The 23,411-nt window shown below is 72.8% G+C and carries 20 protein-coding genes; 11 read left to right on the top strand and 9 right to left on the bottom strand.

What is annotated here, in order from left to right:
• Positions 1-14: 14 nt before the first annotated feature.
• Positions 15-593, bottom strand: a complete 579-nt coding sequence (locus P3T34_RS06325; RefSeq protein WP_280664996.1) for a TIGR03086 family metal-binding protein — start codon at positions 591-593, stop codon at positions 15-17.
• A 95-nt stretch (positions 594-688) separates the two neighbouring features.
• On the opposite strand from P3T34_RS06325, the gene P3T34_RS06320 reads away from it, so the two are divergent.
• Positions 689-1,678 carry a YafY family protein gene (locus P3T34_RS06320; protein ID WP_280664995.1) on the top strand — a complete coding sequence of 330 codons (990 nt, stop codon included), beginning with the start codon at positions 689-691 and terminating at the stop codon, positions 1,676-1,678.
• Positions 1,679-1,738: 60 nt separating this feature from the next.
• Here P3T34_RS06320 and P3T34_RS06315 read toward each other — a convergent pair whose 3' ends face one another.
• A complete protein-coding gene (locus P3T34_RS06315; protein WP_280664994.1) occupies positions 1,739-2,200 on the bottom strand; it encodes an SRPBCC family protein in 462 nt (153 codons plus the stop codon).
• 336 nt (positions 2,201-2,536) lie between these two features.
• Between P3T34_RS06315 and P3T34_RS06310 the strand changes: the two genes are divergently transcribed.
• Positions 2,537-3,733, top strand: a complete 1,197-nt coding sequence (locus P3T34_RS06310; RefSeq protein ID WP_280664993.1) for a metallophosphoesterase — start codon at positions 2,537-2,539, stop codon at positions 3,731-3,733.
• A 16-nt stretch (positions 3,734-3,749) separates the two neighbouring features.
• Here the strand turns inward: P3T34_RS06310 and P3T34_RS06305 are convergent, their stop codons facing one another.
• Positions 3,750-4,232 carry a hypothetical protein gene (locus tag P3T34_RS06305; RefSeq protein WP_280671857.1) on the bottom strand — a complete coding sequence of 161 codons (483 nt, stop codon included), beginning with the start codon at positions 4,230-4,232 and terminating at the stop codon, positions 3,750-3,752.
• A gap of 281 nt (positions 4,233-4,513) precedes the next feature.
• On the opposite strand from P3T34_RS06305, the gene P3T34_RS06300 reads away from it, so the two are divergent.
• The 4 genes from P3T34_RS06300 (at position 4,514) to P3T34_RS06285 (ending at position 12,866) form a co-directional block, all read left to right on the top strand.
• Positions 4,514-6,037, top strand: coding sequence for a hypothetical protein (locus tag P3T34_RS06300; protein WP_280671856.1), 1,524 nt, complete (start codon positions 4,514-4,516; stop codon positions 6,035-6,037).
• A gap of 259 nt (positions 6,038-6,296) precedes the next feature.
• Positions 6,297-7,172 carry a hypothetical protein gene (locus P3T34_RS06295; protein ID WP_280664992.1) on the top strand — a complete coding sequence of 292 codons (876 nt, stop codon included), beginning with the start codon at positions 6,297-6,299 and terminating at the stop codon, positions 7,170-7,172.
• Positions 7,173-7,285: 113 nt separating this feature from the next.
• The gene (locus P3T34_RS06290) at positions 7,286-11,857 is read left to right on the top strand and encodes a hypothetical protein (RefSeq protein ID WP_280664991.1); all 4,572 of its coding nucleotides are present in this window, start codon (positions 7,286-7,288) and stop codon (positions 11,855-11,857) included.
• A gap of 145 nt (positions 11,858-12,002) precedes the next feature.
• Positions 12,003-12,866 carry a class A beta-lactamase-related serine hydrolase gene (locus P3T34_RS06285; protein ID WP_280664990.1) on the top strand — a complete coding sequence of 288 codons (864 nt, stop codon included), beginning with the start codon at positions 12,003-12,005 and terminating at the stop codon, positions 12,864-12,866.
• Positions 12,867-13,137: 271 nt separating this feature from the next.
• Here the strand turns inward: P3T34_RS06285 and P3T34_RS06280 are convergent, their stop codons facing one another.
• Both P3T34_RS06280 and P3T34_RS06275 read right to left on the bottom strand, forming a co-directional pair.
• Entirely contained in the window at positions 13,138-13,890 is a 753-nt protein-coding gene (locus P3T34_RS06280; protein WP_280664989.1) for a G1 family glutamic endopeptidase, read from the bottom strand.
• A 376-nt stretch (positions 13,891-14,266) separates the two neighbouring features.
• Positions 14,267-15,277: a LysR family transcriptional regulator gene (locus P3T34_RS06275; RefSeq protein WP_280664988.1), complete on the bottom strand. Its 1,011-nt coding sequence runs from the start codon at positions 15,275-15,277 to the stop codon at positions 14,267-14,269.
• Between the two features lie 120 nt (positions 15,278-15,397).
• Between P3T34_RS06275 and P3T34_RS06270 the strand changes: the two genes are divergently transcribed.
• On the top strand, positions 15,398-16,567 hold the full coding sequence (locus P3T34_RS06270; RefSeq protein ID WP_280664987.1) for an MFS transporter: 1,170 nt from the start codon (positions 15,398-15,400) through the stop codon (positions 16,565-16,567).
• Positions 16,564-16,851, top strand: coding sequence for a hypothetical protein (locus tag P3T34_RS06265; protein ID WP_280664986.1), 288 nt, complete (start codon positions 16,564-16,566; stop codon positions 16,849-16,851). The genes P3T34_RS06270 and P3T34_RS06265 overlap by 4 nt, the downstream gene beginning before the upstream one ends.
• A gap of 16 nt (positions 16,852-16,867) precedes the next feature.
• Here the strand turns inward: P3T34_RS06265 and P3T34_RS06260 are convergent, their stop codons facing one another.
• Together P3T34_RS06260 and P3T34_RS06255 are read right to left on the bottom strand one after the other, a co-directional pair.
• A complete protein-coding gene (locus P3T34_RS06260) occupies positions 16,868-17,635 on the bottom strand; it encodes an MBL fold metallo-hydrolase (RefSeq protein ID WP_280664985.1) in 768 nt (255 codons plus the stop codon).
• Positions 17,636-17,988: 353 nt separating this feature from the next.
• On the bottom strand, positions 17,989-18,453 hold the full coding sequence (locus P3T34_RS06255; protein ID WP_280664984.1) for an ATP-binding protein: 465 nt from the start codon (positions 18,451-18,453) through the stop codon (positions 17,989-17,991).
• A 262-nt stretch (positions 18,454-18,715) separates the two neighbouring features.
• On the opposite strand from P3T34_RS06255, the gene P3T34_RS06250 reads away from it, so the two are divergent.
• Both P3T34_RS06250 and P3T34_RS06245 read left to right on the top strand, forming a co-directional pair.
• Positions 18,716-19,573, top strand: coding sequence for a helix-turn-helix transcriptional regulator (locus P3T34_RS06250; protein WP_280664983.1), 858 nt, complete (start codon positions 18,716-18,718; stop codon positions 19,571-19,573).
• 27 nt (positions 19,574-19,600) lie between these two features.
• Positions 19,601-19,810, top strand: a complete 210-nt coding sequence (locus P3T34_RS06245) for a DUF397 domain-containing protein (RefSeq protein WP_280664982.1) — start codon at positions 19,601-19,603, stop codon at positions 19,808-19,810.
• Between the two features lie 8 nt (positions 19,811-19,818).
• Here the strand turns inward: P3T34_RS06245 and P3T34_RS06240 are convergent, their stop codons facing one another.
• Positions 19,819-20,703, bottom strand: a complete 885-nt coding sequence (locus P3T34_RS06240; RefSeq protein WP_280664981.1) for a hypothetical protein — start codon at positions 20,701-20,703, stop codon at positions 19,819-19,821.
• Positions 20,704-20,859: 156 nt separating this feature from the next.
• Here P3T34_RS06240 and P3T34_RS06235 point away from each other — a divergent pair, with 156 nt between their 5' ends.
• The gene (locus P3T34_RS06235; RefSeq protein WP_280664980.1) at positions 20,860-21,981 is read left to right on the top strand and encodes a protein kinase family protein; all 1,122 of its coding nucleotides are present in this window, start codon (positions 20,860-20,862) and stop codon (positions 21,979-21,981) included.
• A gap of 38 nt (positions 21,982-22,019) precedes the next feature.
• Here P3T34_RS06235 and P3T34_RS06230 read toward each other — a convergent pair whose 3' ends face one another.
• A complete protein-coding gene (locus P3T34_RS06230) occupies positions 22,020-23,411 on the bottom strand; it encodes a M1 family metallopeptidase (RefSeq protein WP_280664979.1) in 1,392 nt (463 codons plus the stop codon).

The raw sequence follows: 23,411 nt of genomic DNA, 5'->3' as shown, positions 1-23,411 counted from the left end.
CCCTGCACGGGTCCTCAGGCCGCCCGACCCACCGCCCGACCCAGCCAGCCTGCCAGGCGGGCGTAGGCGTCCGCGTCGGCCGGCACCTCCTGCAGCGGACCGAAGGGCAGCCCCTCGCGGCTCCGTTCGGCCGGGATCACCTTCTCGGCGATGCCCAGGGAGACGAGTGCCAGCTCCTGGTCCAGGGCAGTGTCCGGGGCGACCACCTGGGTGATGTCCCAGGTGTGGGTGGCGGCCTCCATCACATAGCCGCCCAGCGCCATCCGGCCGGGCATCGCGCCCCAGGGGACCTCCACGATCCGGTCGAGCGTGGCGTCGTCGGCCCAGGCGGCGGTCGCGCGGGCCCGGGCCCGGCCGAGGGCGCCCGACCAGTCGGTGTCGTCGATCTCGCCGACTGCGGGGGACACATCCAGGGCGCGGCCGCCCTCGCCCACGTACGCGATCCGGTGGATCCCGCCGATGACGTGGCCGAGCAGCGCCCGGAGGTCGTACTCGGTGCACGGGGTGGAGCGGCTGAGGTCGGCGGGGGTGATCCCGGCGAAGACCTTCTCCAGCTGGTCGAGGGTGCGGATGTAGAGGGGGCGCGGGTCCATCGGAGCAACTCCTGTTGTGCGCAGCGGCGTTCTTCCTTGCGAGGGACACTCTTCCGGCAAAACCTGACAACCAGCGTCAGGTTTAATGGGATCTCGTGAAGTCCGACCGACTGCTGTCGATCCTGTTGCTGCTCCAGACCCGCGGCCAGGTGCCCGCAACCGAGCTGGCCGAGCGCCTGGAGGTCTCCGTGCGCACCATTTACCGGGACGTGGAGGCGCTGTCGGCGGCCGGCGTCCCGGTCTGGGCCGAGCGCGGCCGTCACGGCGGGATCAACCTGCTGCCCGGCTACCGGACGGACGTCACCGGGCTGACCAGCGACGAGGCTCGCGCGCTGTTCGTCCTCTCCACCCAGGGCTCGCACGAGGCGCTCGGCCTCGGGGACGCCATCGCCTCGGCGCTGCGCAAGGTGATGGCCGCCCTGCCGGCGCCACACCGGCCGGCGGCCGAGCGCACCAGCGAGCGGATCCTGATCGACCCGGCGCGCTGGATGCAGCAGCCGGTCGACTCGGCGGCCCTGGGCGAGCTGCAACAGGCCGTCTTCACCGACCGCCGACTCTCGCTGACGTACCGTCACAGCGGTGCCGGCGAGCCGAGCGAGTACACCGTCGACCCGTACGGGCTGGTGAGCAAGGCCGGCGTCTGGTATCTGGTGGCCGACCTGGACGGCGATCCGCGCCTGTTCCGGGTGGACCGGGTGCTGGCTGCCGCCGTCAGCGACGATCCGGTGTGTCACCGGCCCGGGCTCGGTCTCGCGGAGGTGTGGACGGTGCTCCGCGACCAGGTCGAGCGGATGCCCGAAGGCGTACGGATACTCGTCCGGGTCCGCCGCAGCCGCCTCGACATGCTGCTGCGCATCCACGGCTCCCGGATGGCCGCTCCGCCCGCTTCCGCTTCCGCTTCTGGTGCCGGCGACGGTGAGTGGGTGGAACTCACTTTCGCCTTCCCGGTCGTCCGGGCCGCCCGCACCTTGCTCTCGTTCGGCAGGGACGTCGAGATCCTCGCCCCGCCCGAGGCGCGCGCCGAACTCGCCCACGCCGCAGCGGAGGTCACGCAGCTGTATGGCCGGCCGGGCCGAGCCGGCTGAGCAAGCCGCTCCGGCATCCGTTCGGCCATCCGTTCGGCGACGCCCGTGGGCCCGCCGGCCTCAGTTGCCGCGGCCCAGCCGCCGGGCCAGCACTCGGCCGCGCTCGGCCTGGACCGCTCCGGCCTTCCCGGCCGCATAGTGGAGCAAGCCGAACGGCGTGTACAGCCGCAGTCGATCGACCACCAGGGAGCCGCCGTCGTCCCGAGCGGTGACGGCGAAGCGGTAGTCCATCCGCACACCGCCAGGACTGATCACCTCGCCGCTGACCGTCGCCTCATCGGGCAGCCGGGCGTCCTCGGTGCGCAGGCTGACCTGGATGACGTTGTCGTGCCGGACCAGTCCGAGGAATCGGAAGCGCTCGACGGCCACGTAGTGCGTGACCCCGCCCTCGCACCGCACGTCCCGCACGTCCACGAGCAGCGGGGAGAGCCCGATGTAGTTCTCGGGGGCCGCCAGGTGGGCAAGCACAGCGGCGGGCGTCGCCGCGATGTCGTAGCTGTGGCTCAGTTCGGTGCTGGGCACGTCCAACTCCCCTGTCCAGTCCGGCTCCGGCCGCCATCCTGGACCGGGAACGATCGGTGGATGATCGCACCATCCTGCCGGGATCCGCCAGGCTGTCGCGCTATCGCTCTGTCGCGCTATTGCTTTATCGCTCTATCGCTCGAAGCTCCGCGGCGGGGCAACGAGACCCGGACGATTCCCACGGCCGACGGGTGCCGGATGATGGGGACAACGGACGTGAGGGGCAGGGCAGTGACAGACAGCGAATCCATCGGGTCGGAGTCGGACCTTCGGTCGAACGGTAGGGGGCCCGAGACCGTCGTTGCCGTCGCCCGGTCCGAGGCCGGGGAGGTGCCCGTGCCGCGTGCGGAGACCCCGGGCGAGAGCGCGAGGCCCCGGCGCTCGCTGGGCCGGCGGCTGGCCGTGATTGTCGTGATCCTTGTGGTGCTGTGCCTGCCGCCCTGGTGGACGCTGTTCGCCTCTGGTGTCGACTGGCCGTTCCCGGTCCTCCTGGCCGGCACGGTCGTCCTCGCCGTGTGGTTGGTCTCCTTCCCCTTCCTGATGGTCGCGGGCCACGGGGCACGGCGGAGCGACCGGGCCGCGCGCGTCGCGGACACCTCGCTCGGGGTGGTCTGGGTGCTGTTCACCTGGTCGGTGCTGGGTGGCTTGGTGGACCTCGTGCTGAGCGGGCTGGACATTGGCGGTGCCGGTCGGGCCAGGGCGGTGGCCGTGGCCGTCGCGGTGGTCTCGGCCGGGCTGCTGGCCTGGGGCCACTACGAGGCGATGCGTGTGCCCCGGGTGAAGCGGCTGGACGTCCACGTCCCGCGGCTCGGCGGTGGCCTGGACGGGACCCGGGTCGTGGTGCTGGCCGACACCCACTACGGGCCGATCGACCGGGCGAACTGGTCGGCGCGCGTTGCCGAGGCGGTCAACGCGCTCGACGCGGACGTCGTGGTCCACGCCGGCGACATCGCCGACGGCACCCCCGCCCAGCGCCGGGAGCAGTCCGCGCCGCTCGGAACGATCCGGTCGCGGCTGGCCAAGGTCTACGTCACGGGGAACCACGAGTACGGCAGCGAGGCCCAAGGCTGGCTGGACCGGATGGCGGACCTGGGCTGGGAACCGCTGCACAACCGCCATGTGGTGGTGGAGCGCGGCGGGGACGCCCTCGTGCTCGCGGGCGTAGACGACGTGACGGCGGAGTCCTCCGGTCTGGCCGGACACCGCGCGAACCTGCTCGGCGCGCTGGCGGGGGCGGACCCGGCCCGACCGGTCCTGCTCGTCGCCCACCAGCCCAAGTACGTCCCGCAGGCCGCTGCCGCCGGCATCGACCTGCAGATCTCCGGGCACACCCACGGCGGCCAGATCTGGCCGTTCAACTTCCTGGTGCGACTGGACCAGCCCGTGGTGCACGGCCTGAGCCGGCACGGCGAGCGGACCCAGCTCTACACCAGCCGGGGCACCGGCTTCTGGGGGCCGCCCTTCCGGGTCTTCGCACCGAGCGAGATCACCCTGCTCACGCTGCGCTCGGGCGGTACGTCGCCCGCGGCGTAGCGCTCCGGGGCTTCCGTCACCACGGACGGCCTCCGGAGCCCTGCACCGTCGCCTCCAGGCGGCGGATGCCGCGCAGGACGATCAGCAGGGGGATCGCACCCAGGACGCCGAAGGACATGTCGACGCAGCTCCAGAAGAACGGAATGCCGCGCACCGGTCCGCAGAGCAGCGCGAGCGGGATGATCCCGGCGCAGGCGCCCAGGGCCCACTGGATGACCCAGACGTTGCGCACCGGATCGCGCAGTGGCCCCCAGAAGGCGCCGGCGATCACCAGGTGGGCGAAGGCCAGCCAGTCGGTCCCGTAGGCGAGGAACGGGTAGCGCGCGTCGGTGTCGGCGACTCCGGTGCGGATCCGCTCGATCCAGGAGAGCAGCGGGGGCGGGGTCGGCAGGTGGTGCGCGGCGGCGGCGAGCCAGCCGGTCTCGGCGCGCAGCGGGAAGGCCGTCAGGCCGCTCAGCACCAGGCAGACGACGAAGATCCGCAGCCAGCGGCGGACCATCCGCAGGGTCGCGTCCCCGCCCAGCTCCCCGCCCAGCTCCCTGCCCAGATCCCTGTCCAGCTCGCTGCCCAGCTCCTCGCCCGTCTGGTCGCCGTTCGCGCCGGTCCGCGCACTCGGTCCCCATGCGGCAGCAGACATCGCACAGCCCCCCCATCACCCCCGGCGATCAGCACCGGCTGAGGCAGACTCTAGACCTGATTTTGAACACGTTCAAACGCCTCCGGGAGCTCCCGTTTCGGACCTGTCGCTCCGGGGCCCTAATCTTGTGCACCGTGACCGTCATCGCTGATCAGCCCGCCGAGCGCGAGCTCAGGCCGCCTACCGCAGGCGTCCGCCCCGCGCCCGGCCCGGCGGCCGACGAGGGGCTGGCCCGCCGTCTCAAGGCGCTCGCCTGCACCGCACCGCTGCACGACCTCGACAACCGCAAGGTCAACCTGGCCGGTGAGTACGGCGGCTACGCGATGGCGGAGGTCGGCCTGGCCGCCATCGACCTGGTCACCCTGCACATGGACTTCGACACCGGCGCCGACCGCGAGATAGTCCTCGCCCGCCTGCTGCCCCGGGTCGCCGCGCAGAGCCCGGCCCGTCCGGCCGCCGAGCACCAGCGGGTGGCCCGCTGGGTGCTGGAGTCGCTGATCAACGTCGGCAGCGTCGACCGCGGCTTCCGCGCGGTCTACGGCACCTTCGCCGCCGACGGCGCGTACGTCCGGCGCGACTACGACTTCAAGCTGATCGAGGAGGTCCCGGGTCCGGACGGCGGGGTCTACCTGCGCACCACCGACGAGGCGGTCAACGTCCTGGTCGGCGCGCTGGACACCGACGTGACCTCAGCCCAGATCGCCGCCGAGGTCAAGCTGGAGGTGCTGATCCGCCGCGGCCGCCTGGCCGACGCCCAACTCGCCGCCGAGCAGGCCCGCTACCGCACCGTCCAGTACGCCGAGACGCTGCGCAAGGTGCTGGACGCGACCCGGCGCAACGTGCGCGCCGTCGACTGGATGCAGGCCGTCCCCGACCTGATCGACGAGGCGCTCGACCACATCGCCGACCGCTACCGGCACGAGAACGCGATCCTCACCAACATCCGCCGCGCCCGCGACGAGGCCGAGGAGCCGTCCCACAAGCGGCAGGCGGCGGAGCTGGTCGACATCGTCAAGGACTGCATCCGCCGGCACACCCAGTTGCAGGCCCGGCTGCTGGAGGCCGGCCCGCTGTTCCGCGCCGAGCAGGACCGGCAGGCCTTCGCCGCCCCGGCCGCGCGCTCCGGCATCGACCTGTACGGGCACCTGCTCGCGCCGGTGCTGCGGCTGCCGATCGAGCAGGCGATCCGGCCCACCGACGCGTTCTTCGCGCACGGCGCCGGCCTGCGCCACCCCACCGCCGTCCGGATCTGCGACCTGGTCGACCTGCTGCTCACCCCGCCGGTCGAGCGGGAGAACCTGGGCGCCGAGCTGCCGGACCCGGACCTGGTCGCCACCCCGGACGGCAGCCGGTTCTCCGAGGCGCAGCTGGAGGCCGCGATGGAGCTGCTCGACCTGCCGGCCGATGCCCCGCGGCGGCTCTCCGGCCTGCTCGCCGAGGCTCGTCGGCAGGATGCCGAACTGCCGTACCTGGTCGCGCTGCTCGCCGTGCACGCCGCCAGCCCGCCGGTCGGCACCGCCTACCGCCAGGGCGAGCAGCGGCTGCTCTTCGCTGTGGACGACGGCGCCACGCTCGCCGATCCGGAGTTCGGCGGCGCGGACCTGATCGTCGGCAGCGCACTGCTGGACGCCGCCGGGATGGCCGCGGACCGCAAGGACGCACGATGAGAGCGGACACGCATGATGAGGGCGGAGCGCGACGAGAATTGGCGCGCACGATGAGAGCGGACACGCGCGATGAGGGCAGAGCGCGATGAGTAGAGGCGCGCACGATGAGAGCGGACACGCGCGATGAGGGCAGAGCGCGATGAGTAGAGGCGCGCACGATGAGAGCAGACGCGCGCGATGAGTGACGGCGCATGCTATGAGAGCGGCCACGCACGATGAGCGCCGCCAGGACCACCAACAGCACTGAGGAGCAGCACCCGTGACGACCCCGCACGACGCGTCCTGGACCGCCGCCGAGGCCGAGCCCGCCCCGGCGGCGCTCAGCGCGGGCGACGTCGCCGACGCCGCCCGGCTGGTCTCCTTCGGCCTGCAGTCCAAGCTGCTGCCCGCCCGCGACGCCGAGTACACCGAGCTGGTCCGCCGCTACCGCGAGGACCCGGCCTTCGCCCGGCTCGCCGACGCCGTCGCCACCGGGCTGAACCTGGTCGTCCTGGAGGTCTCCCCGCGCGCCGGTATGGCGATGGCGGCGGCCGAGGACTCGGTGTTCGCGGTCAAGATGGGCGACTACTCGCGCCGCGCCGCCTCCGAGACCACCGACCGCTTCCTGCACGGCCTGGCCCACCTGGCCGTGGCCGCGATGGCCTTCCCGCGCCCCGAGGATCTGGCCGACGAGGGCTACCTCGGCCGGATCACCGTCAACGGCGTCGACGCCTTCGTCCGCCAGGCCTGCCGCCGACTTGAGGAGCAGGCCGAGCTGAGTGGCGACAACACCGACCCCAGCAGTGACGCGCCCGGCCTGGAGGCGGCCTGGCGGGTCTGGGCCCGGCGCTCCACCACCGGCGCCACCAAGGACGCCCGCCGGCTGGCCGGCTCCACCATCGGCATCACCGGCAAGGCGGTGGCCTTCCTGGTCGACTCCGGCTTCCTGCAGAAGGCCTCGGACGACGCCGGCGGCACCTACCGCACCACCGCCCGCTACCAGCTCCAGGTCCGCGACCTGGCCGGCAGCGCCGCGATGGGCGAGCTGCTCGACCTCGGCGTCGTCCCGGTCACCGACGGCAGCGCCACCCTGCTGCCCGCCGACCACAGCGACGAACTGGTCGCCGACGCCGGCCTGCCGTTCCACTCCCTCTGACACTCCTTCTGAAACTCCCGCTGACCGTCCCCTCCGACTCCGCTCCCGACTTCCCTCCTCTCCCGACTTCCTCACCGACTCCCCTCCAACCAACCCCCTGCTGAAGGCGATTCATGTACGAGCTCAACCGGGTCCGCCTCTACTCCATCGGACCGGCCGGCGCCCGCTACGCCGACACGGTGCTGGACCTGCGCGGAGTCGGCGAGCCGGTGGCCAATCCGGCCCCGCAGCAGCCGGGCCTGTTCGGTGAGGAGCCCGAGGGCCCGCAGCGCCGGCCCGCGCCGGCCGGCGTGCTCTTCCTGGAGAACGGCGGCGGCAAGTCCGTCCTGCTCAAGCTGATCTTCTCGGTGATGCTGCCGGGCCACCGCAACACCCTGGGCGGCGCCAGCTCCGGCGTGCTGCGCAAGTTCCTGCTGGCCGACGACTGCGGCCATGTCGCGCTGGAGTGGCAGCACACGTTGACCGGCGAGCTGATCGTGGTCGGCAAGGTCAGCGAGTGGCGTGGGCGCCAAGTCTCCTCCGACCCGCGCAAGTTCGCCGAGACCTGGTACTCCTTCCGGCCGGGCCCTGGCCTCACCCTGGACGCGCTGCCGGTCGCCGAGCGGCCCGCGCTGGGCGGCGAGCAGCGCACCCGCGGCCGCCGCCGCACCATGAAGGGCTTCCGCGACGCGCTCACCGAGGCCGGCAAGGCCTACCCGTACCTCGACCTCACCTTCGAGGACGGCCACGAGCGCTGGACCGAGCACCTCGGGGACCTCGGCCTGGACCCCGAACTCTTCCGCTACCAGCGGGAGATGAATGCGGACGAGGGCGAGGCGGCCGGCCTCTTCGCGGTCAAGCACGACTCCGACTTCACCGACCTGCTGCTGCGCGCCGTCACCGACACCCGGGACACCGACGGCCTCGCCGACCTGGTGCACGGCTTCGCCGCCAAGCTCGGCCGGCGCGCCGAGCTCACCGCCGAGCGCGACTTCACGGCCGGCTCGCTCGACCTGCTGCAGCGGATCGTGGACGCCACCGCCGCCCGCGAGTCCGTCCGCGAGACCCACCGCGCCGCCGAGCGCCGCACCCGCCGGCTCGCCCAGGCCCTGGCCGCCCGGGCCGGTGCCGAGCGCGAGCGGGCCCAGGACCTGGCCATCGAGGTGGCCGCCGCCGCGAGCGCGGTGACCGCCGCCGAGGCGGACCGCACCCGGCACTCGCTGATCACCGCCGAGCTGACCCACCGGCACGCCACCCTCGGCCTGGCCGCCGCCACCGCCGAGGCGGCGGGCCTGCGCCGCGAGCTGCTCGACGCGCGCACCCTGCACTCCGCCTGGCAGGCCGCCGAGGTCGTGCTGCGCCACCGCGCCGCCGCCGACCGGGCGGCCAGGGTCGCCGCCGCCATCCGCGAGGCCGAGCTGGACGCCGCCCCGGCGCTGGCCGCCCGCGCGCAGGCCGCCGGGGCCCTGGCGCACGCGCTGGAGGCCGCCGCCGGTACGGCCGAGGAGCGCGCCGAGACCGAGGAGGCGCGCGCCGCCGAGCTCCAGGAGGACGGCTCCCGGGTGCAGGCCGACGGTCTGGCCGCGGCCACCGCCGCCCAGAAGGCCCGCAGCGAGGCCGACCACCTGCGCCAGCGCCTCGCCGAGGTCGAGCAGGAGACCCAGGCGGCCGTCCAGGCCGGCTGGATCGACGCCGGCACCGAGGAGCCCGACCCGGCCCGCGCCGCGCTGCACGCCTCCGACGCCGAGCGGGCCGCCACCACCGCCCTCGACCAGGCCCGCGCCGCCGCCGAGCAGGCGACCGCCCGGACCCGCGAGGCGGCCGCGCAGGAGGGCCGCGCCGAACTCGCCGCCGCCCGCGCCAGCGACGCCCGGACGGCCGCCCAGCGCGCGCTGGGCGGCGAGCAGCGCACCGCCGCTCAACTGGCCGCCGAGCCGCGGCTGGCCGAGCTGCTCTCGCTGGCGCCGTACCAGGGCGGCAGCGACGCTGAGAGTGGCAACTCGTCACGAGAGCTCACTCCCGTCCTGCTGGACGCCGCCGCCGAGGACCTGCGCGAGCTTCTCGACAGCTCGGTCGCATCAGCCGAGCGCACTCTCTTCGACCTGCGCACCGCCGCCGCCGACGACTCGCGGATCCTGGCCGCACTCGGCGACGGCGGCCTGCTGCCGCCCGGCCCGGACGTACTGGCCACCGTCGAGTACCTCGGCGAGCACGGCATCCCGGCGCTGCCCGGCTGGCGCTACCTCGCCCAGTCTGTCGACCCGGCCGACCACGAGGCGATCCTGGCCGCCCGCCCCGAACTGGTCGACGGCGTGGTGGTCACCGACCCGAGCTCGCTGGAGCGCGCCCGCGAGGCCCTGCAGGCCGCCGCCCTGCTGCCGCGCTCGACCGTCGCGGTCGGCACCGCCGCCTCGCTGATCGCCCCGATCACCGCCGAGCCCGCGTTCTTCCTCGTCCCGCCGAACCCGGCCATGCACGACGAGAGCGCCGCCGACGACGAGCGCCGCGAGCTGCGCAGCCGCGCCACCGCCCGCGAGGAGCACATCCGCGAGCTGGCCGCCCGGCTCGGCGGCGACCGCGCGCTCGCCGCCCGGCTCGCCTCCTGGCACGCCCAGTGCCCGCCCGGGACGCTGGCCGAGCTGGCCGCCGCAGCCGTCGCCGCGGCCCAGGCCGCCGAGCTCGCCACCGCCCAGCTGGCCGCCGCCCGCGCCGAGCACAGCGAGGCCGAGGCCGACCGGGCCACCGTCGCCGCCGTTCACGAGGAGCGCCGGGAGGCCGCCCAGCGCGCCCGCCGCCGCGCCGACGCGCTGGCCGGCCTCGCCTTCCGGCTGCGCGAGCGGGCGGGTTGGACGCGCGCCCTGCGCGAACTCGCCGAGGACGTCGCCGAGTGCGAGCGCCGCCAGGCCGGCTGCGCCGAGCGCGCCCGGGCCTGCGACGAGGACCGCCGGGCCGCCCAGCGCGCCGCCGACGACGCCCGCCGCACCGCGCGCACGCTGCGCGCCGAGCGCGCCGAGCTCTCCGGCACGGTGGCCGCCACCGACGAGCTGCCCACCGCCTCGCTGCCCGCCCTGCGCGAGGCCTACCGGGCCGCCGCCCAGCTCTACGAGAAGGTCGGCGTCGGCGCCGACCTGCGCGCCGAGCAGGCCCGCGCGGAGAGCGACGAGACGGCCGCCCAGGCCGAACTCGACCGGCTCACCAACAAGGTCCGCACCCGCGCTGAGGAGCTGCTCTCCAGTCCCGACGGCGCCGACGGCCCGGCCCGGCAGGCTGCCGCCGCGCGCGCCGAGGAGCTGGTCGCCACCATCGAGGCCCGCTCCGCGACCGCCAGCGAGCAGCTCGGCCGGCTGCGCGGCGAGGTCGAGCGCTCGGCCCCCGCGAGCGGCGAGGCGCACACCGAGCTGCCCGAGGAGCTGGTCCCGGCCGACCCCGAGCACGCCCAGCAGCTGCTGCGCGGCGCCACCAGTCGGCTCGCCGAGCGGCGCGAGCTGGTGGAGAACGCCCGGATCGAGCACGCCGACCTGCTGCGCACCCTGGAGTCCGCGCAGTCCTCGGCCGCCGACTTCGACGAGGCCGCCGCCCAGCTGCGCGACGGCCTGCGCGACCACACGCCGGACGAGAGCGAGCAGCGCGCCGAGCCCTACCTCGACAGCCTGGCCGAGGCCCGCTCGGTCGCCACCGAGACCCGCCGCACCCTGCGCACCGCCGCCGCCGAGCTGACCGCAGCCGAACTCGCCGTCCGCGACGCCTGCGACGCGCTGGTGCGGCACGCCAACGCGGCCCGCTACGAGGCCGTCCGCACCCCCGCCCGCCAGCAGATCCGCGAGCTGCCGGCCGCCGCGCTGCCCGACCACGCCGGCGCCTGGGCCGACGCCTTCGCACCGCGGCTGCGGGTGCTGTCCGACGAGCTCGAACAGCTGGAACGCAACCGCGGCGGCATCGTCGACCGCTTGCGCGGCCTGGTGGAGAGCGCGCTCGGCACGCTGCGCGCCGCCCAGCGGCTCTCCCGGCTGCCGGAGGGCCTGGGGGAGTGGTCCGGGCAGGAGTTCCTGCGGATCCGCTTCGAGGACCCGGACCAGACGCTGCTGGTCGAGCGCCTGGGCGAGGTGATCGACGAGGCCACCCGGGCAGCCGTCAGGAAGAACAGCGACCTGCGCCGGGACGGCATGTCGCTGCTGCTGCGCGGTGTGGCGGCGGCGATCGGGCCCAAGGGCGTCAGCGTGGAGATCCTCAAGCCGGACGCGGTGCTGCGCGCCGAACGGGTGAGCGTGGGTCAGATGTCGGACGTCTTCTCCGGTGGCCAGCTGCTCACCGCGGCGATCGCGCTCTACTGCACGATGGCCGCGCTGCGCGCCAACGACCGCGGCCAGTCGCAGCTGCGGCACGCCGGCACGCTCTTCCTCGACAACCCGATCGGCCGGGCCAACGCCACCTACCTGCTGGAGCTCCAGCGCGCGGTGGCGGACGCCCTCGGCGTCCAACTCATCTACACCACCGGCCTGTTCGACACCACCGCGCTCGCCGAGTTCCCGCTGGTGATCCGGCTGCGCAACGACGCGGACCTGCGGGCGGGCCTGAAGTACATCTCGGTCGAGGAGCACCTGCGCCCCGGCCTGCCCACCGCCCAGGACCCGGACGGCCCGGCGATCCACGGCGAGATCACCGCGACCCGGATGTTCAAGCGCCCGGCGGAGGTGCCGACTTCCTGACCCGGTAACCCGTACGGATCACCCGCGCCCGGGGCGGGCGCATGCCCTGCTCGCCACACCTCAAGGTGCTGCCCTGCAGCGGGCTGGTTACGCTGCCGAAACGGCCCGGCAGACCCGCTCAGCGGCATCACGAGGGGACCCACCCATGACGACCGACCCGGTTACCCCGGTTACCCCGGTGACCCCGGTGGCCTTGGCGCGGCGGATCGCCGCCCGCCCCGAGCGGGTGCTGTCCGTCGTCGCCGGCCCGCTGGACGGCCCACCGGCCGTCCTGCGCAACGCCGACGTCCCGCACCAGGCGGCCAGCACCATGAAGGTGGCCGTGCTCGCCGCCCTGTACGCGAGCGGACTGGATCTGGACGCCGAAATCCCGGTGGTCAACCGCTTCGCCTCGGCCGTCGGCGGCGGTTTCTCCAACGATCCCGACTGGGACAGCGACCCGGAGCCCTGGCGGCTGCTCGACTCCGGTACGGCCCCGCTGCGCTGGCTCGCCGAGCGCATGATCACCCACTCCTCGAACCTGGCCACCAACCTCTGCCTGGCCCAGGTCGGCCATGACGCGGTGGCCGAGGTGTGGCGGCGGGCCGGCGCGAGCCGCAGCGCGAGCCCGCGCGGCATCGAGGACCACCGCGCCCGGGCAGCCGGAGTGGACAACCAGGTCACCGCGCTCGACCTGGCCAGGCTGCTGCGATCCCTGTCACCGGAGCTGCTCGACCTGCTGGAACGCAACACCTGGCGGGTCGACTTGGCGGCCGGCCTGCCGCCCGGCACCCGCATCGCCTTCAAGAACGGCTGGATCCCCGGGGTCCGCCACAGCGCGGGCGTCGTCCGCCCGCCGGACGCCGCGCCGTACGTGATCGCCGTCTGCTACACCGGTCCGCTGGCGACCGGCCACGACGAACACGACCCGGCCGCCGGCCTGTTGGCCCGCATCTCCGCCCGCGCCTGGGCCCGCCGCCGCGAGCCGGCCGCCTTGCTCGCCCAGTCGGTGGGTCAGAACGGCTGGTAGGCAAGGAAGTTGCGGTCGAGCGTGATCACCCCGCTTCGGCCGATGGGCCGTTGGCGTCCTTCCGTACCGCTAGGCTCGATCGCGCTGTGCAGTTGACCGCTAACAGAAGGTGTCACACCGAGGCGCTACACCGCCGAGACCCTGGATGCCCTTCGCCACGACGGCGGCTCAGCAGGCCGAGGCCTGACGCCTGGCGGCTGGCGCCTGATGTGGACGGGCCCGGGCCTGCGAGGGGCGCTCGCAGGCCCGGGCCCGGTCATCGACGTGCGGATCAGGCGTGCAGCCAGCTGATGCTGAAACTGCCGCTGCCCAGTGCCGAGTTCTTGGTCAGCAGGGTGTTCCTGCGCTCGATGCTGGTGGCGTTGGCGGTGCCCGCGCTCGCGAATGCGACGCCGTTGGCCGTCAGGTTGGTGAAGTTGACCGACCCGAAGCCCGCGACCTGCGGGATGTTGCTGCCGAGGTCCTCCAGGATGGCCTCGGCGGAGGACAGGGCGTAACTGCCGGTCTCGTGGTAGGTCTTGGACCAGCCCTGGGTGGTGTCGGACTCGGTGAGGGTGAATGTGGTGCCGCTGACCGACACGGTCGCGTCGATGTGGTCGCCGGCCTTGACCGTCTCGGTGAAGTAGATCGAGTTCGCCGGGTACATCTCGACCCATGGGAAGTAGCCGGCGACGCCGTTGGTGCAGTCCTGGTCGAAACCTATCTGCTCGACGCTGCTCGAGCTCCAGCCGTCGATGCCGATCCACGGCGAGACCGCGCTGTTGCGGGTGGCCGAGCAGTTGAGCGTCGGGACTGTCCAGCTGCCGGTGACCGAGGTGTAGGTCTCACCGGTCATCGCGTAGCCGCCCCAGATCTGGTTGGCGTGCTGGACGGGCTGAGCGTGCAGGGCGTGGTCGTAGTGCGTGGGCGCTGCGGGAGCTGCGGGAGCGGCGGTGGCCGGGCCGGCCGCGCCGAGCGCCGCCGTCAGCAGCAGCGGGGTGATCGTGGCCAGGGCGGTGATTGCACGGCGTCCGTGAATCTTCATGGGGGTCCCCTGTCGCGTTGTGGTGGGGTTGAGATGCGCTTTTCGGGCACAGCGAAGCCCGCTCGGAATTCGTGGGGGTGCGAGCGATCGTTTGCTGAGGCCCGGTGCGGGAATGTCCGGAAACCCTTGAAATATTAAGGATCTATTCACTGGCATACAAGAGTGAATAATCCATATCTTTGGAGTTATGGGTCGGTGCTATGGGCCGGAAACCGTCAGGTTTGCGCCCAGTCACCCCGCCCTGACCTGGGCATATATCAGTCCGCTTCGGCGCGATCCCGGCAATTGCGTCGAAGTCGTGCGAATTCCCGCAGACCTGCCGAAAGGCGCCCGGGATCGCACGCCCGCTGTCACGAGCCGCTGTCACGAGCGGAGGTCAGGCGCCTGAATAGCGCGAGTTCCGCCGCCCGTCCTGCCGGGCGCCGTGAATCACGACGTCCCGCTGCGCCCGCCACCACGGCGCCGCATGCCGGCGCGAGAGGACGAGTTCCCCGTAGCCGGCCACCAGGGTGCGGGCCAACTCCGCGGCGCAGTGCGCGAGCGGGGAGGTCCCGGGCCAGGCCAGCAGCACCCGGCGGCGCAGCGGCGCGCCGAGCGGTTCGAGGACGGCCTCGCCGCTCGCCGCCACGATCGTCGGATAGCTGCCGCACACCAGCCCGTCGGCGACCGCCTCCAACGCGATCTTCTGGTCGGAGGTGTAGCAGCCGACCCGCGGCGAGAACCCGGCCCGCAGGCAGGTGGCGAGGAAGTACTCGTGCCACCCGTCGTCCTCGGGCAGCGGCAGCACCCAGTCGTCCCCGGCCAGTTCCGCCAACTCGACCAGCCGGTTCCCGGCGAGCGGGTGGGTGCTCCGGACGATGACGAACTTCGGCTCGGCCGCCAGCAGTTGCGTGCTGGCGACGGACTCGGGCAGCACCAGCGGATGGCCGGGGATCTCGTGCAGGATCGCCGCGTCGACCTCGGCCCGGTCGAGCATGGTGATGATCGCCGACCTGGGCATCCCGCTGAGGCTGACGATCCGGCACCCGTTGAACCGCCGCTGGACCGCCTGGGCCAGCAGCACCGTGGTGAACGCGCTGGACACGCCGGCGATCCGTACGTCCTGCGTCGACTTGGCCTGCGCCGCCAGTGACCAGGACGCCTGGCACAGTTCCTCGAACTGCTCCAGGATCCCCCGCGACCGCGCAACAACCTCCCGCCCCAAGGGAGTCGGCGTCACCCCGGCACTCCCGCGCTCGAACAGCCGACCACCGAAGGCCTGCTCGATGCGCGCCAACTGCGCCGTCAGCGCCGGCTGCGCGATCCGCAGTGCCGCCGCGGCCCTGGAGATGCTCCCCACCTCGGATACGGCCAGCACGACCTCAAGATGCCGTCGCTCGATCCGCATCCCGCCAAACTAGTGGGCGGCCCGGCAAATAACGAGGCTCACGGCATGAGTACTTCATGAACACCTCAACCCGGCTCGCCGCGCCGGGATCACGCCGGACCGCGCCGGACCGCGCCGGACATGGGTCAACTCACCACGGCGGGTTCGTCGTTGATCCGCCTGCTGCCCGGGGCCCACCGCCCGTTGTTCGCCGACCGGCGCTTCTGCCGCCTGCTGCCCGTGTTCACGCTGTCCGACCTCGGGGAGGGGATGAGCACCGTCGCGGTCGCCTGGCTCGCCCTGGCGCTGGCCCCCGCCTCCGCGCCGGGCGTGCTGGTGGGCGCCGCGGTGGCCGCCTACATCCTGCCCGGCGTCCTGGGCGCGCTGGCCCTGGGCCGTTGGATGCGCCGACTGCCCGCGCGGCAACTCCTGGTGGTCGACGGGTGGTTGCGCGCCGTCCTGCTCGGCGCGGTCCCCGTCGCCTGGGCAGCCGGGGCGCTCACACCGGTGCTGTACGTCAGCCTGCTGGCCGGGTCGTCGCTGCTGCACGCCTGGGGCAAGGCCGGCAAGTACGCCCTGTTCGCGCCCTTGCTGCCCGACGACCAGCGGTTGGCCGCGAACACCGTGCTGAGCACCAGCGTCTGGACGTCCGTCATCGTCGGTCCCGCGCCGGCCGGGGTGCTGGCCGACGCCGTCTCCCCGGCTCTGATCATCGGACTGGACGCCCTCACCTTCGCCGTGCTGGCCCTCCAGGCCGGCGCCGTACCGCTGCCGCCCTCCTCCTTTTCCTCCTCCGCCTCGCGCCACGCGGCGGGTGGGAGTACCCGCCAGGGGATCGGAATACTCCTGCGGCAGCGCGAACTACTCGGCCTGCTGGCCGTCACCTGGTTCTTCAACCTCTTCTTCGGACCGGTCGAGGTGGCGCTTCCCCTCTTCGTCACCCACGACCTACACGCCGGCTCCGGGCTCCTCGGGTGCTACTGGGCGGCTTTCGGCGCCGGTGGCGTCCTCGGAGCCTTCGGCCTGGACCTGGCCCGACGCCTGCTCCTGTGGCCGGTCATGCTCGGCATCATCGCCGGCCACGGACTCGCCCTGCTGCCCTTCGCCCTGCACACCAACGCAGCCGCCGCCTCACTGGCCGGCTTCGCCGCGGCCGGGATCGTCTACGGCCCGTACTCCGCCCTCTCCTTCACCCTCGTGCAGGACCGCACTCCCGCCGACTCCCTCACCACCGTCCTCGCCGCCGCGGCCGCCGCCGTCCTCGTACTCCACGCCCGGCGACGACGGCCGGCGGGCAGTATGGGTCCATGACAGCCGCGCAGGGACAGCCCCCGACCGCCAGCCACACCGTGACCGCGAGCACCGACGGTGTGTCACGCACGTACAGCTGGGAGGAGGACGCGCGGATCAGCGTCCGGAGCTTCGGTGCCGAGCTCGTCATCGAGGCGAACGCCGCCGGCCTGCGCACCCTCGCCGGCCACCTCCTGACGCTCGCCCAGGACGGCACCCCGGACGGCAGCCACCTGCATCTGGAGGAGAGCAACGGGCTCGAGGACGGTTCGGTCAGCCTGGTCCTGGAACGGAACGACGAGTAGCTCCGCGTGCTCCGTCTCAGAGCTCCAGGCGGTCGCCCGGGCGCGGCAGGTGCAGCTGAGCGGTGGTGGCCGTCTGCTCGAAGGCCTTCAGCAGCGTGTCGGCGCCCTCGGTGAAGTGGCCCCAGTGCTCGAAGTGCAGCGGGATCACCTGGGATGCGCCGAGGATCCCGGCCGCGGTGGCGGCGTGTTCGCTGGTCAGGGTGAGCGGCCCGTCGGCGACCGGGGTCCGGGCGGCGCCGGCGAAGAGCAGCGCGATGTCGACGGGTCCGAGGCGGTCGGCGATCCGCTGGACCACCGCGAGCGAGGCGTTGTCGCCGCTGACGTACACGGACGGCAGCCCCTCACCGGTCAGCACGAAGCCGGTGACCTCGCCGACCAGATGCTCGCTCCCGTCCGGCCCGTGCTGCGCGGGCACACCGGTGACCCGCAGCAACCCGCCATCCGGGCGCGGCAGTTCGACGCTCTCCCAGTTCGCCAGCGCGCGGACGGCGCCGCCGAGCCGCTGCTGCGCGGAGGCGGTGCTCAGTACCACGGCGGCGCCGGCCAGGTAGTCGCGGCCCGCCCGGTCGAGGTTGTCGGGGTGCTGGTCGTGCGAGAGCAGTACGGCGTCCACCGCGCCGACCTGGTCCGCTGTCAGCGCCGGCCCCGCGTTCTTCACCAGCACCCGCGCCCCGATCGGGTACTCGCCGGGCGGGTCGAAGGTGGGGTCGGTCAGGAGCCGCAGCCCACCGATCTCCAGCACAGCACTCGGGCCACCGATGTACTGCACGGCGAATCGACTCATCATGTTCCCCCTGAATACCAGTGCATTTGTCACGCTAGATCTCGATCCAGTACCGCCGTGCGGGGCCGTGTTCGGTGTCCCACACGCCTTCGACGCCCGGGTGGCCAGGCTCCGCCAACGTCGGCGGATCCGACTTCTCCGTCAACTGTGCCACCCAGGCTGCGAACCCGGTTGGCGAGTCGACCCCGTCAGACGGCCCCAGCCCGAATCCGTCATTGCTGGGCGCTTTACGGAGCGTACGCGGACGCGGAGAGCTCGCTCTGCTTCGAACGGGCGCTGCAGCAGGGCCGGAGCGCAGTGGGACCCTGGGGCGCGCGGCCGGCGGTTCGCAACCGCTGCCGCAACCGCTGCCGCTACCGCTGTAGCGCGGACTGGCTCAGCGGTAGCTGCTCCGGGATCCCGCCCGCCGGGGCCAGTACGGACCAGACCTGCTTCCCAAGGCCCTGACGCGGTGCCCAGCCCCAGTCGGCGGACAGCTGGTCCACCAGCAGCAACCCGCGCCCGGACTCACCCTGCGGCGCGGGACTCAGTCGGGGCGCTCTGTTGTCGGCGTCCTCCACCCCGATCCAGAGCCGGTCGCGGCCCGCCTCGAAGCTCACCCGAACCAACTGGCCGCGCCGCGTGCCATGCACCAGCGCGTTGGTGACCAGCTCAGATAGCACCAACTCCCCGTGTTCGGTGAAGCGTTCGCCGTCCTGCATGCGCGCCAGCAGCTCCCGCAGCAACTGCCGGGCGATCCCCGGCGAGCGGTTGCTGCGCGGCAGCCAGCAGCTTTCCTGGAGGGTGGGTGCGAGCGGCTTGCGCTGCGACTCGGACATGGCAGAGCTCCCTCGGGTACCGGGCCACCGACAGGGATCGAGCAGAGTGCGCTCGCATGACGGCCGACAGCGAGCATGGGAATGCCCGAGTGACGGGCCATCAGCATCACTGATCGTGGCGTAGTGGCCTACTGTCGGTAAGCATGCGCCTCTTGCAGTGCAACTCGCAACCGAAACAGTTGCAACCATGCAATATTGGCTCCAGTAGACCCTGACGCCTCGTCAGCGGGGAGACTGAGCAAAATCAAGAGAGGAACCGACCATGTCCGAGGAACCCAGGCCGACTGTGCGCGGGCGCCGTCTCGGCTCTGAACTCCGTCGACTGCGCGACTCCGTGAACAAGACGACCGAGGACGCCGCACAGGCGCTCAAGTGCTCCCGCGCGAAGATCAGCCGGATAGAGACGGGCGCATCCGGCATCCGCAGGCTCGATCTCGGCATCCTGCTGGATCTCTACGGCGTCACCGAACAGCGCGATCGTGACTCCCTCGAAGCACTGGCGCGTGACAGCAGGAAGCGTGGCTGGTGGCACGACTACGGCGACACGATCCCGCCGGCCTACGCCGACTTCCTCGGCCTCGAAGGGGATGCCCGCTACATCCGCACGTGGCAACCCCTCGTCGTACCAGGGCTGTTGCAGACGGAGGGGTACGCCCGCGCCCTGCTGGAGGCTAATCCGGCCGCTGTCCGCCCGGAACGTATCGACCAGTTGGTCAGAGTGCGGATGGAACGGAAGGACGTTCTCTCGAAATCGGACCCGGCCCGCTTCTGGGCGATCATCTGGGAGCCGGCGCTCCGTTGCCCGGTCGGCGGCAGGGACGTTCAGCGCGCCCAGTTGGATCAGCTCACGAAGGCGGCACAGCTCCCCAACGTCACGCTCCAGGTCGTACCGATGGACGTCGGTGCTACCGCAGGGGCATGCGGTGCGTTCGTGATGTTCGGTTTCACTGACTCGCCGACCCCCGGAGCTGTGTTCCTGGAGACGCTGACGAGCAGCCACTACCTTGAACAGGAAGCCGAGTTGGACGGGTACGGGCTCGTCTTCGAGTACCTTCGCTCGGCGGCACTCAGCCCCGCGAAGTCGCTGGATATGATCTCCAGCATCGCGGCAGAGCCGTGAGTGCAAGATCGGACAAGGGGTGAGCACATGACCGTGCCGGAGACCGACGTTCAGGACTGGTACAAGAGCAGCTACAGCGCTCAGGCGAACGACTGCGTGGAGACCGGGCGCACCGCCGTCGGTGGAATGGCCGTCCGTGACTCCAAGGACCCGCACGGCCCCGCGCTCGCCTTTCCCGCGGCCGCGTGGTCGGCGTTCGTCGTCGGCGTCAAGGCGGGTGGGTTCCCGCTCGGCTGAGGTGGTGGCTAGACGCTGCCGATGCTGCGGGTGAGCTCCAGGGCGAGTACGCGGTCGATCGAGGCGAAGGTCTCGAAGCGGGCACCGTCGGCCAGGTCCGCGGTCGCTTCGACCTGGGCGAGGAGGGCGAGGACGGCGGGGCTGTCGAGGTCGCGGGTGAACGCAGCCTGGGCCTGGCGCTGCAGCTCCGGGGGTACCGGCTGCGACGGGGACCGCGCCCACTCGGCGACCCGGTGTCGCCAGCGCAGGACCGTCTGTTCCGCGTCGGCGAGCACCGCCCGGGTGAGCGTTATGGGCTGCGCGTACGGCTGGGTGAGGAGCGCCAGGCGCAGGGCGGACGGGTCGGTGTCGCCGTTGGCGAGCCCGCCGGCGTCGCCAGCGCTGTCGGCTCCGTCGAGCGCACCGCTCACCGCGCCCACCCGCACCTGCACGCCTGCCGTCGTGAGGTCCTGGACGTCGGCGCCGTCCGCGATCACGTGGACGTCGGGTGCGCCGCCGAGCGGAGCCGAGTCCAGCGGGGGGTGGACGCCGAGCGCGGTGATCGCACGGTTGAGGACCTTCGCCTGCTCCGGTGCGAGGGCCGGGCCGGCGAGCACATGGAACAGCTGCAGCCCCTCCGCCTCCACGGTGCGCTGCAGGATGTCGGCCGTCACCAGCGCCCGCAGATCGCTCGCGGCGACCACACCCCCGGGACAGGCCAGCACCAGCGCCACCCGCAGCAGGCCCACCCGCGCGGGCCGGACGTCGGCGAGCCGACCGCCGCTGCGCCCGTCGGCGAGCCGCACGACGGCGTGACCGCCCGCAGCTGCCCTGGGGACCGCCTCGAGAGGGCGGCCGAGGATGCCGCGATCGTCCGGGCGACCCTGGGAGCGGGAGCCGCTCACTCCGGTCACGCGCATCACCTCCTCGGCTCAGTGTCCGCCGAAGGGCGAGGAGTGACAACCGAGCGTCGGCGGGTCGCCGCGGGCGCGAAATCACTGGCGGTCGGCTCTGATCAACGTCAGAGTGGGCCGGTTGGACCGGCCCGTTACCCCGAGGAGCCCGCACCCATGACCCACCCGGACTCGGCCCCGCACTCGGCCCCGCATCCCGCCCCGGAGTCGCTGCTCAGCACGCGGACGGCGGCCCACCTGGCAGCCTCCACCCACCTCGCCCTGCTGAGCGATCGACGCCTGGTGGAGCTGCTGGCTGGAGCAACTCCCCTGGGGAAGGGGATCGGTGGGTCCTCGGCGCGGTTGGAGGTCGCGGGTCTTCCGGTCTTCGTCAAGCAGATCCCGGTCACCGAGCTGGAGTTGCGCCCGGAGAACCTCAGGTCCACGGCCAACGTCTTCGAGCTGCCGGGCTTCTACCAGTACGGCGTGGGCTCGGCGGGCTTCGGCGTCTGGCGCGAGCTGGCCGTGCACCTCATGACGACCAACTGGGTGCTCGGGAACGGCTACCAGGGCTTTCCGCTGCTGCACCACTGGCGGCTGCTGCCGGGCCGACCGATGGCCACTACCGCCGAAGTCGACGCGAAGGCCCACGACTTGGCGGGCCTCGTCGACTACTGGGACGGCTCGCCGGCCGTCCGCCGCCGGCTGGAGGGCCTGCGCGACGCCACCGCGAGCCTGGTGCTCTTCCTTGAGTACGTGCCGCAGACGCTCGGCAGCTGGCTGGCCGCCCAGCAGCCTGACGCCTACCCGCAGGTGGACGAGGCGGTGGCAGCCGGTGTCGCCTTCATGCGCGGCCAGGGCCTGGTCCACTTCGACGCGCACTTCGAGAACATCCTGACCGACGGCCGGCGGCTGTACTTCACGGACTTCGGCCTCGCCCTCAGTTCCGGCTTCGAACTGTCCATCGAGGAACGTGAGTTCCTCACCCTGCACGAGGACTACGACTGCGCCCTGACGGGGGCCCATCTGGTCAACCGCCACCTGGCCAAGCGCTTCGGCGCAAGCACCGCAAGCACCGGCGGGCAGTTGCCCCCGTTCGTCCGTGACTGGGCCGAGGGCAGGCGGCCCGAAGGACTCCCCGCCCCCGCCGCCGCGACCCTCACCCGGCACGCCGCGACGGCCGTCGTGATGGGCGAGTTCCGCCACCGCCTGGTCGAGGTGTCCAAGCGGACGCCCTACCCGGCAGTGGAGCTGCGCCGCAGCTGCGCCAGGAACTGCCCTGCGGGTAGCAGCACTTAGGTGCCAGCACCTAAGACCTAACGAGTGCTCTCGAAAAGCTACCGCCAGGCCGGCCAGGCCGGCACCCGGAAGCCCCTGCCGCCCCCAGGCAGCGGCGGCAGCTCCGGCCGGTACAGCCAGGCGTCGAACAGCTCCGTCAGCGACTGCTCCGTGTACCGCTGCGCGTGCGCGGTGAAGTCCGCGGTGCTGACCACCCCGTCACGCCGCCCGGTCGCCCAGTCCCGCAGCATCCGGTGGAACGCGTCGTCGCCCAGCGCGGTACGCAGCGCGTGCACGGTCAGGCCGCCGCGCTCGTAGAGCCGGTCGTCGAACATCAACTTGCGCCCGGGGTCGGCCAGTCGCATGTCCTGCGGCAGCGTGCTCAGCAGCCGGTGGGCGTCGGCGGCGTGCGCCTGCGCGCTGCGGCCGCCCGACCGCTCGGCCCAGAGCCACTCCGCGTACTTGGCGAAGCCCTCGTTGAGCCAGATGTGCCGCCAGTCCGCGACGGTGACGCTGTTGCCGAACCACTGGTGGGCCAACTCGTGGGCCACCAGCCGCTCGGAGCCGCGCACGCCGTCCAGGTGGTTGGTGCCGAAGACGGCCATGGCCTGCGCCTCGACCGGGACGTCGAGCTCCTCGTCCGCGATCACCACCACGTACTCGCTGAAGGGGTACGGGCCGAACAGCTCCTCGAACAGGTGCATCATCTGCGGCTGGCGCCCGAAGTCGGCGGCGAAGCGCGCCGTCAGGCCGGCCGGCACATAGCCGCTCTGCGGGACGGTGCCCGGGTCCTGATCGCCGAACAGCACCCGCTCGTACGCGCCGATCGCGATCCCCACCAGGTAGCTGGAGGTGGGCGCCGGCTGGTCGTAGACCCAGGTGGTACTGCTGGCCCGGGTGGTCCGGGTGAGCAGCCGCCCGCCCGCCACCACCGCGTACGGCGACGGCGTGGTCAGCGAGATCAGGTACGAGGCCTTGTCGGCCGGCCGGTCGTTGCACGGGTACCAGGACGGCGCGCCGACCGGCTGGCTGGCGACCAGCGCGCCGTCCGTCAGCTCCTCCCAGCCGAGCCCGCCCCACTGGCTGCGCACCGGCTTCGGGTTGCCGCTGTAGTGCACCTCGATGGTGAACGCCGCGCCCGCCGTGACCGCCCGGGCCGGCCGGATCCGCAGTTTGCCGGCCCGGTGGGTGTAGTGCGTGGCCTTGCCGTCCACCAGCACCCGGCCGATCCGGAAGTCCGCCAGGTCGAGCGCGAACTCGCGCAGCGGCTCGGGACCGGCCAGCGCGCTTATCCGGGCGGTGCCGCCGAGCCGGTTGGGGCCGGGGCGGTAGTCGAGGGTCAGTTCGTAGCGGTGCACGCGGTAGCGCGGATCGCCGCTGGCCGGGAAGTAGGGATCGACCTGCTTGGGGGAGCTCAACGCTTCGTCCGCTTCCTGTGCCGTACCGAGCAT

Source organism: Kitasatospora sp. MAP12-44, from assembly GCF_029892095.1.
In the GTDB taxonomy this organism is placed as follows: Bacteria; Actinomycetota; Actinomycetes; order Streptomycetales; family Streptomycetaceae; genus Kitasatospora.
Note: the sequence above shows the minus strand (reverse complement) of the source record. Positions and strands in the feature narration are given on the sequence as shown.

Bases quoted from the DNA above. Each gene is read 5' to 3' on its own strand.
- P3T34_RS06325 (WP_280664996.1), bottom strand. From the start codon at position 593: ATGGACCCGCGCCCCCTCTACATCCGCACCCTCGACCAGCTGGAGAAG.
- P3T34_RS06305 (WP_280671857.1), bottom strand. From the start codon at position 4,232: ATGGTCCGCCGCTGGCTGCGGATCTTCGTCGTCTGCCTGGTGCTGAGC.
- P3T34_RS06290 (WP_280664991.1), top strand. From the start codon at position 7,286: ATGTACGAGCTCAACCGGGTCCGCCTCTACTCCATCGGACCGGCCGGC.
- P3T34_RS06285 (WP_280664990.1), top strand. From the start codon at position 12,003: ATGACGACCGACCCGGTTACCCCGGTTACCCCGGTGACCCCGGTGGCC.
- P3T34_RS06280 (WP_280664989.1), bottom strand. From the start codon at position 13,890: ATGAAGATTCACGGACGCCGTGCAATCACCGCCCTGGCCACGATCACC.
- P3T34_RS06275 (WP_280664988.1), bottom strand. From the start codon at position 15,277: ATGCGGATCGAGCGACGGCATCTTGAGGTCGTGCTGGCCGTATCCGAG.
- P3T34_RS06270 (WP_280664987.1), top strand. From the start codon at position 15,398: ATGGGTCAACTCACCACGGCGGGTTCGTCGTTGATCCGCCTGCTGCCC.
- P3T34_RS06265 (WP_280664986.1), top strand. From the start codon at position 16,564: ATGACAGCCGCGCAGGGACAGCCCCCGACCGCCAGCCACACCGTGACC.
- P3T34_RS06260 (WP_280664985.1), bottom strand. From the start codon at position 17,635: ATGAGTCGATTCGCCGTGCAGTACATCGGTGGCCCGAGTGCTGTGCTG.
- P3T34_RS06255 (WP_280664984.1), bottom strand. From the start codon at position 18,453: ATGTCCGAGTCGCAGCGCAAGCCGCTCGCACCCACCCTCCAGGAAAGC.
- P3T34_RS06250 (WP_280664983.1), top strand. From the start codon at position 18,716: ATGTCCGAGGAACCCAGGCCGACTGTGCGCGGGCGCCGTCTCGGCTCT.
- P3T34_RS06245 (WP_280664982.1), top strand. From the start codon at position 19,601: ATGACCGTGCCGGAGACCGACGTTCAGGACTGGTACAAGAGCAGCTAC.
- P3T34_RS06235 (WP_280664980.1), top strand. From the start codon at position 20,860: ATGACCCACCCGGACTCGGCCCCGCACTCGGCCCCGCATCCCGCCCCG.
- P3T34_RS06230 (WP_280664979.1), bottom strand. From the start codon at position 23,411: ATGCTCGGTACGGCACAGGAAGCGGACGAAGCGTTGAGCTCCCCCAAG.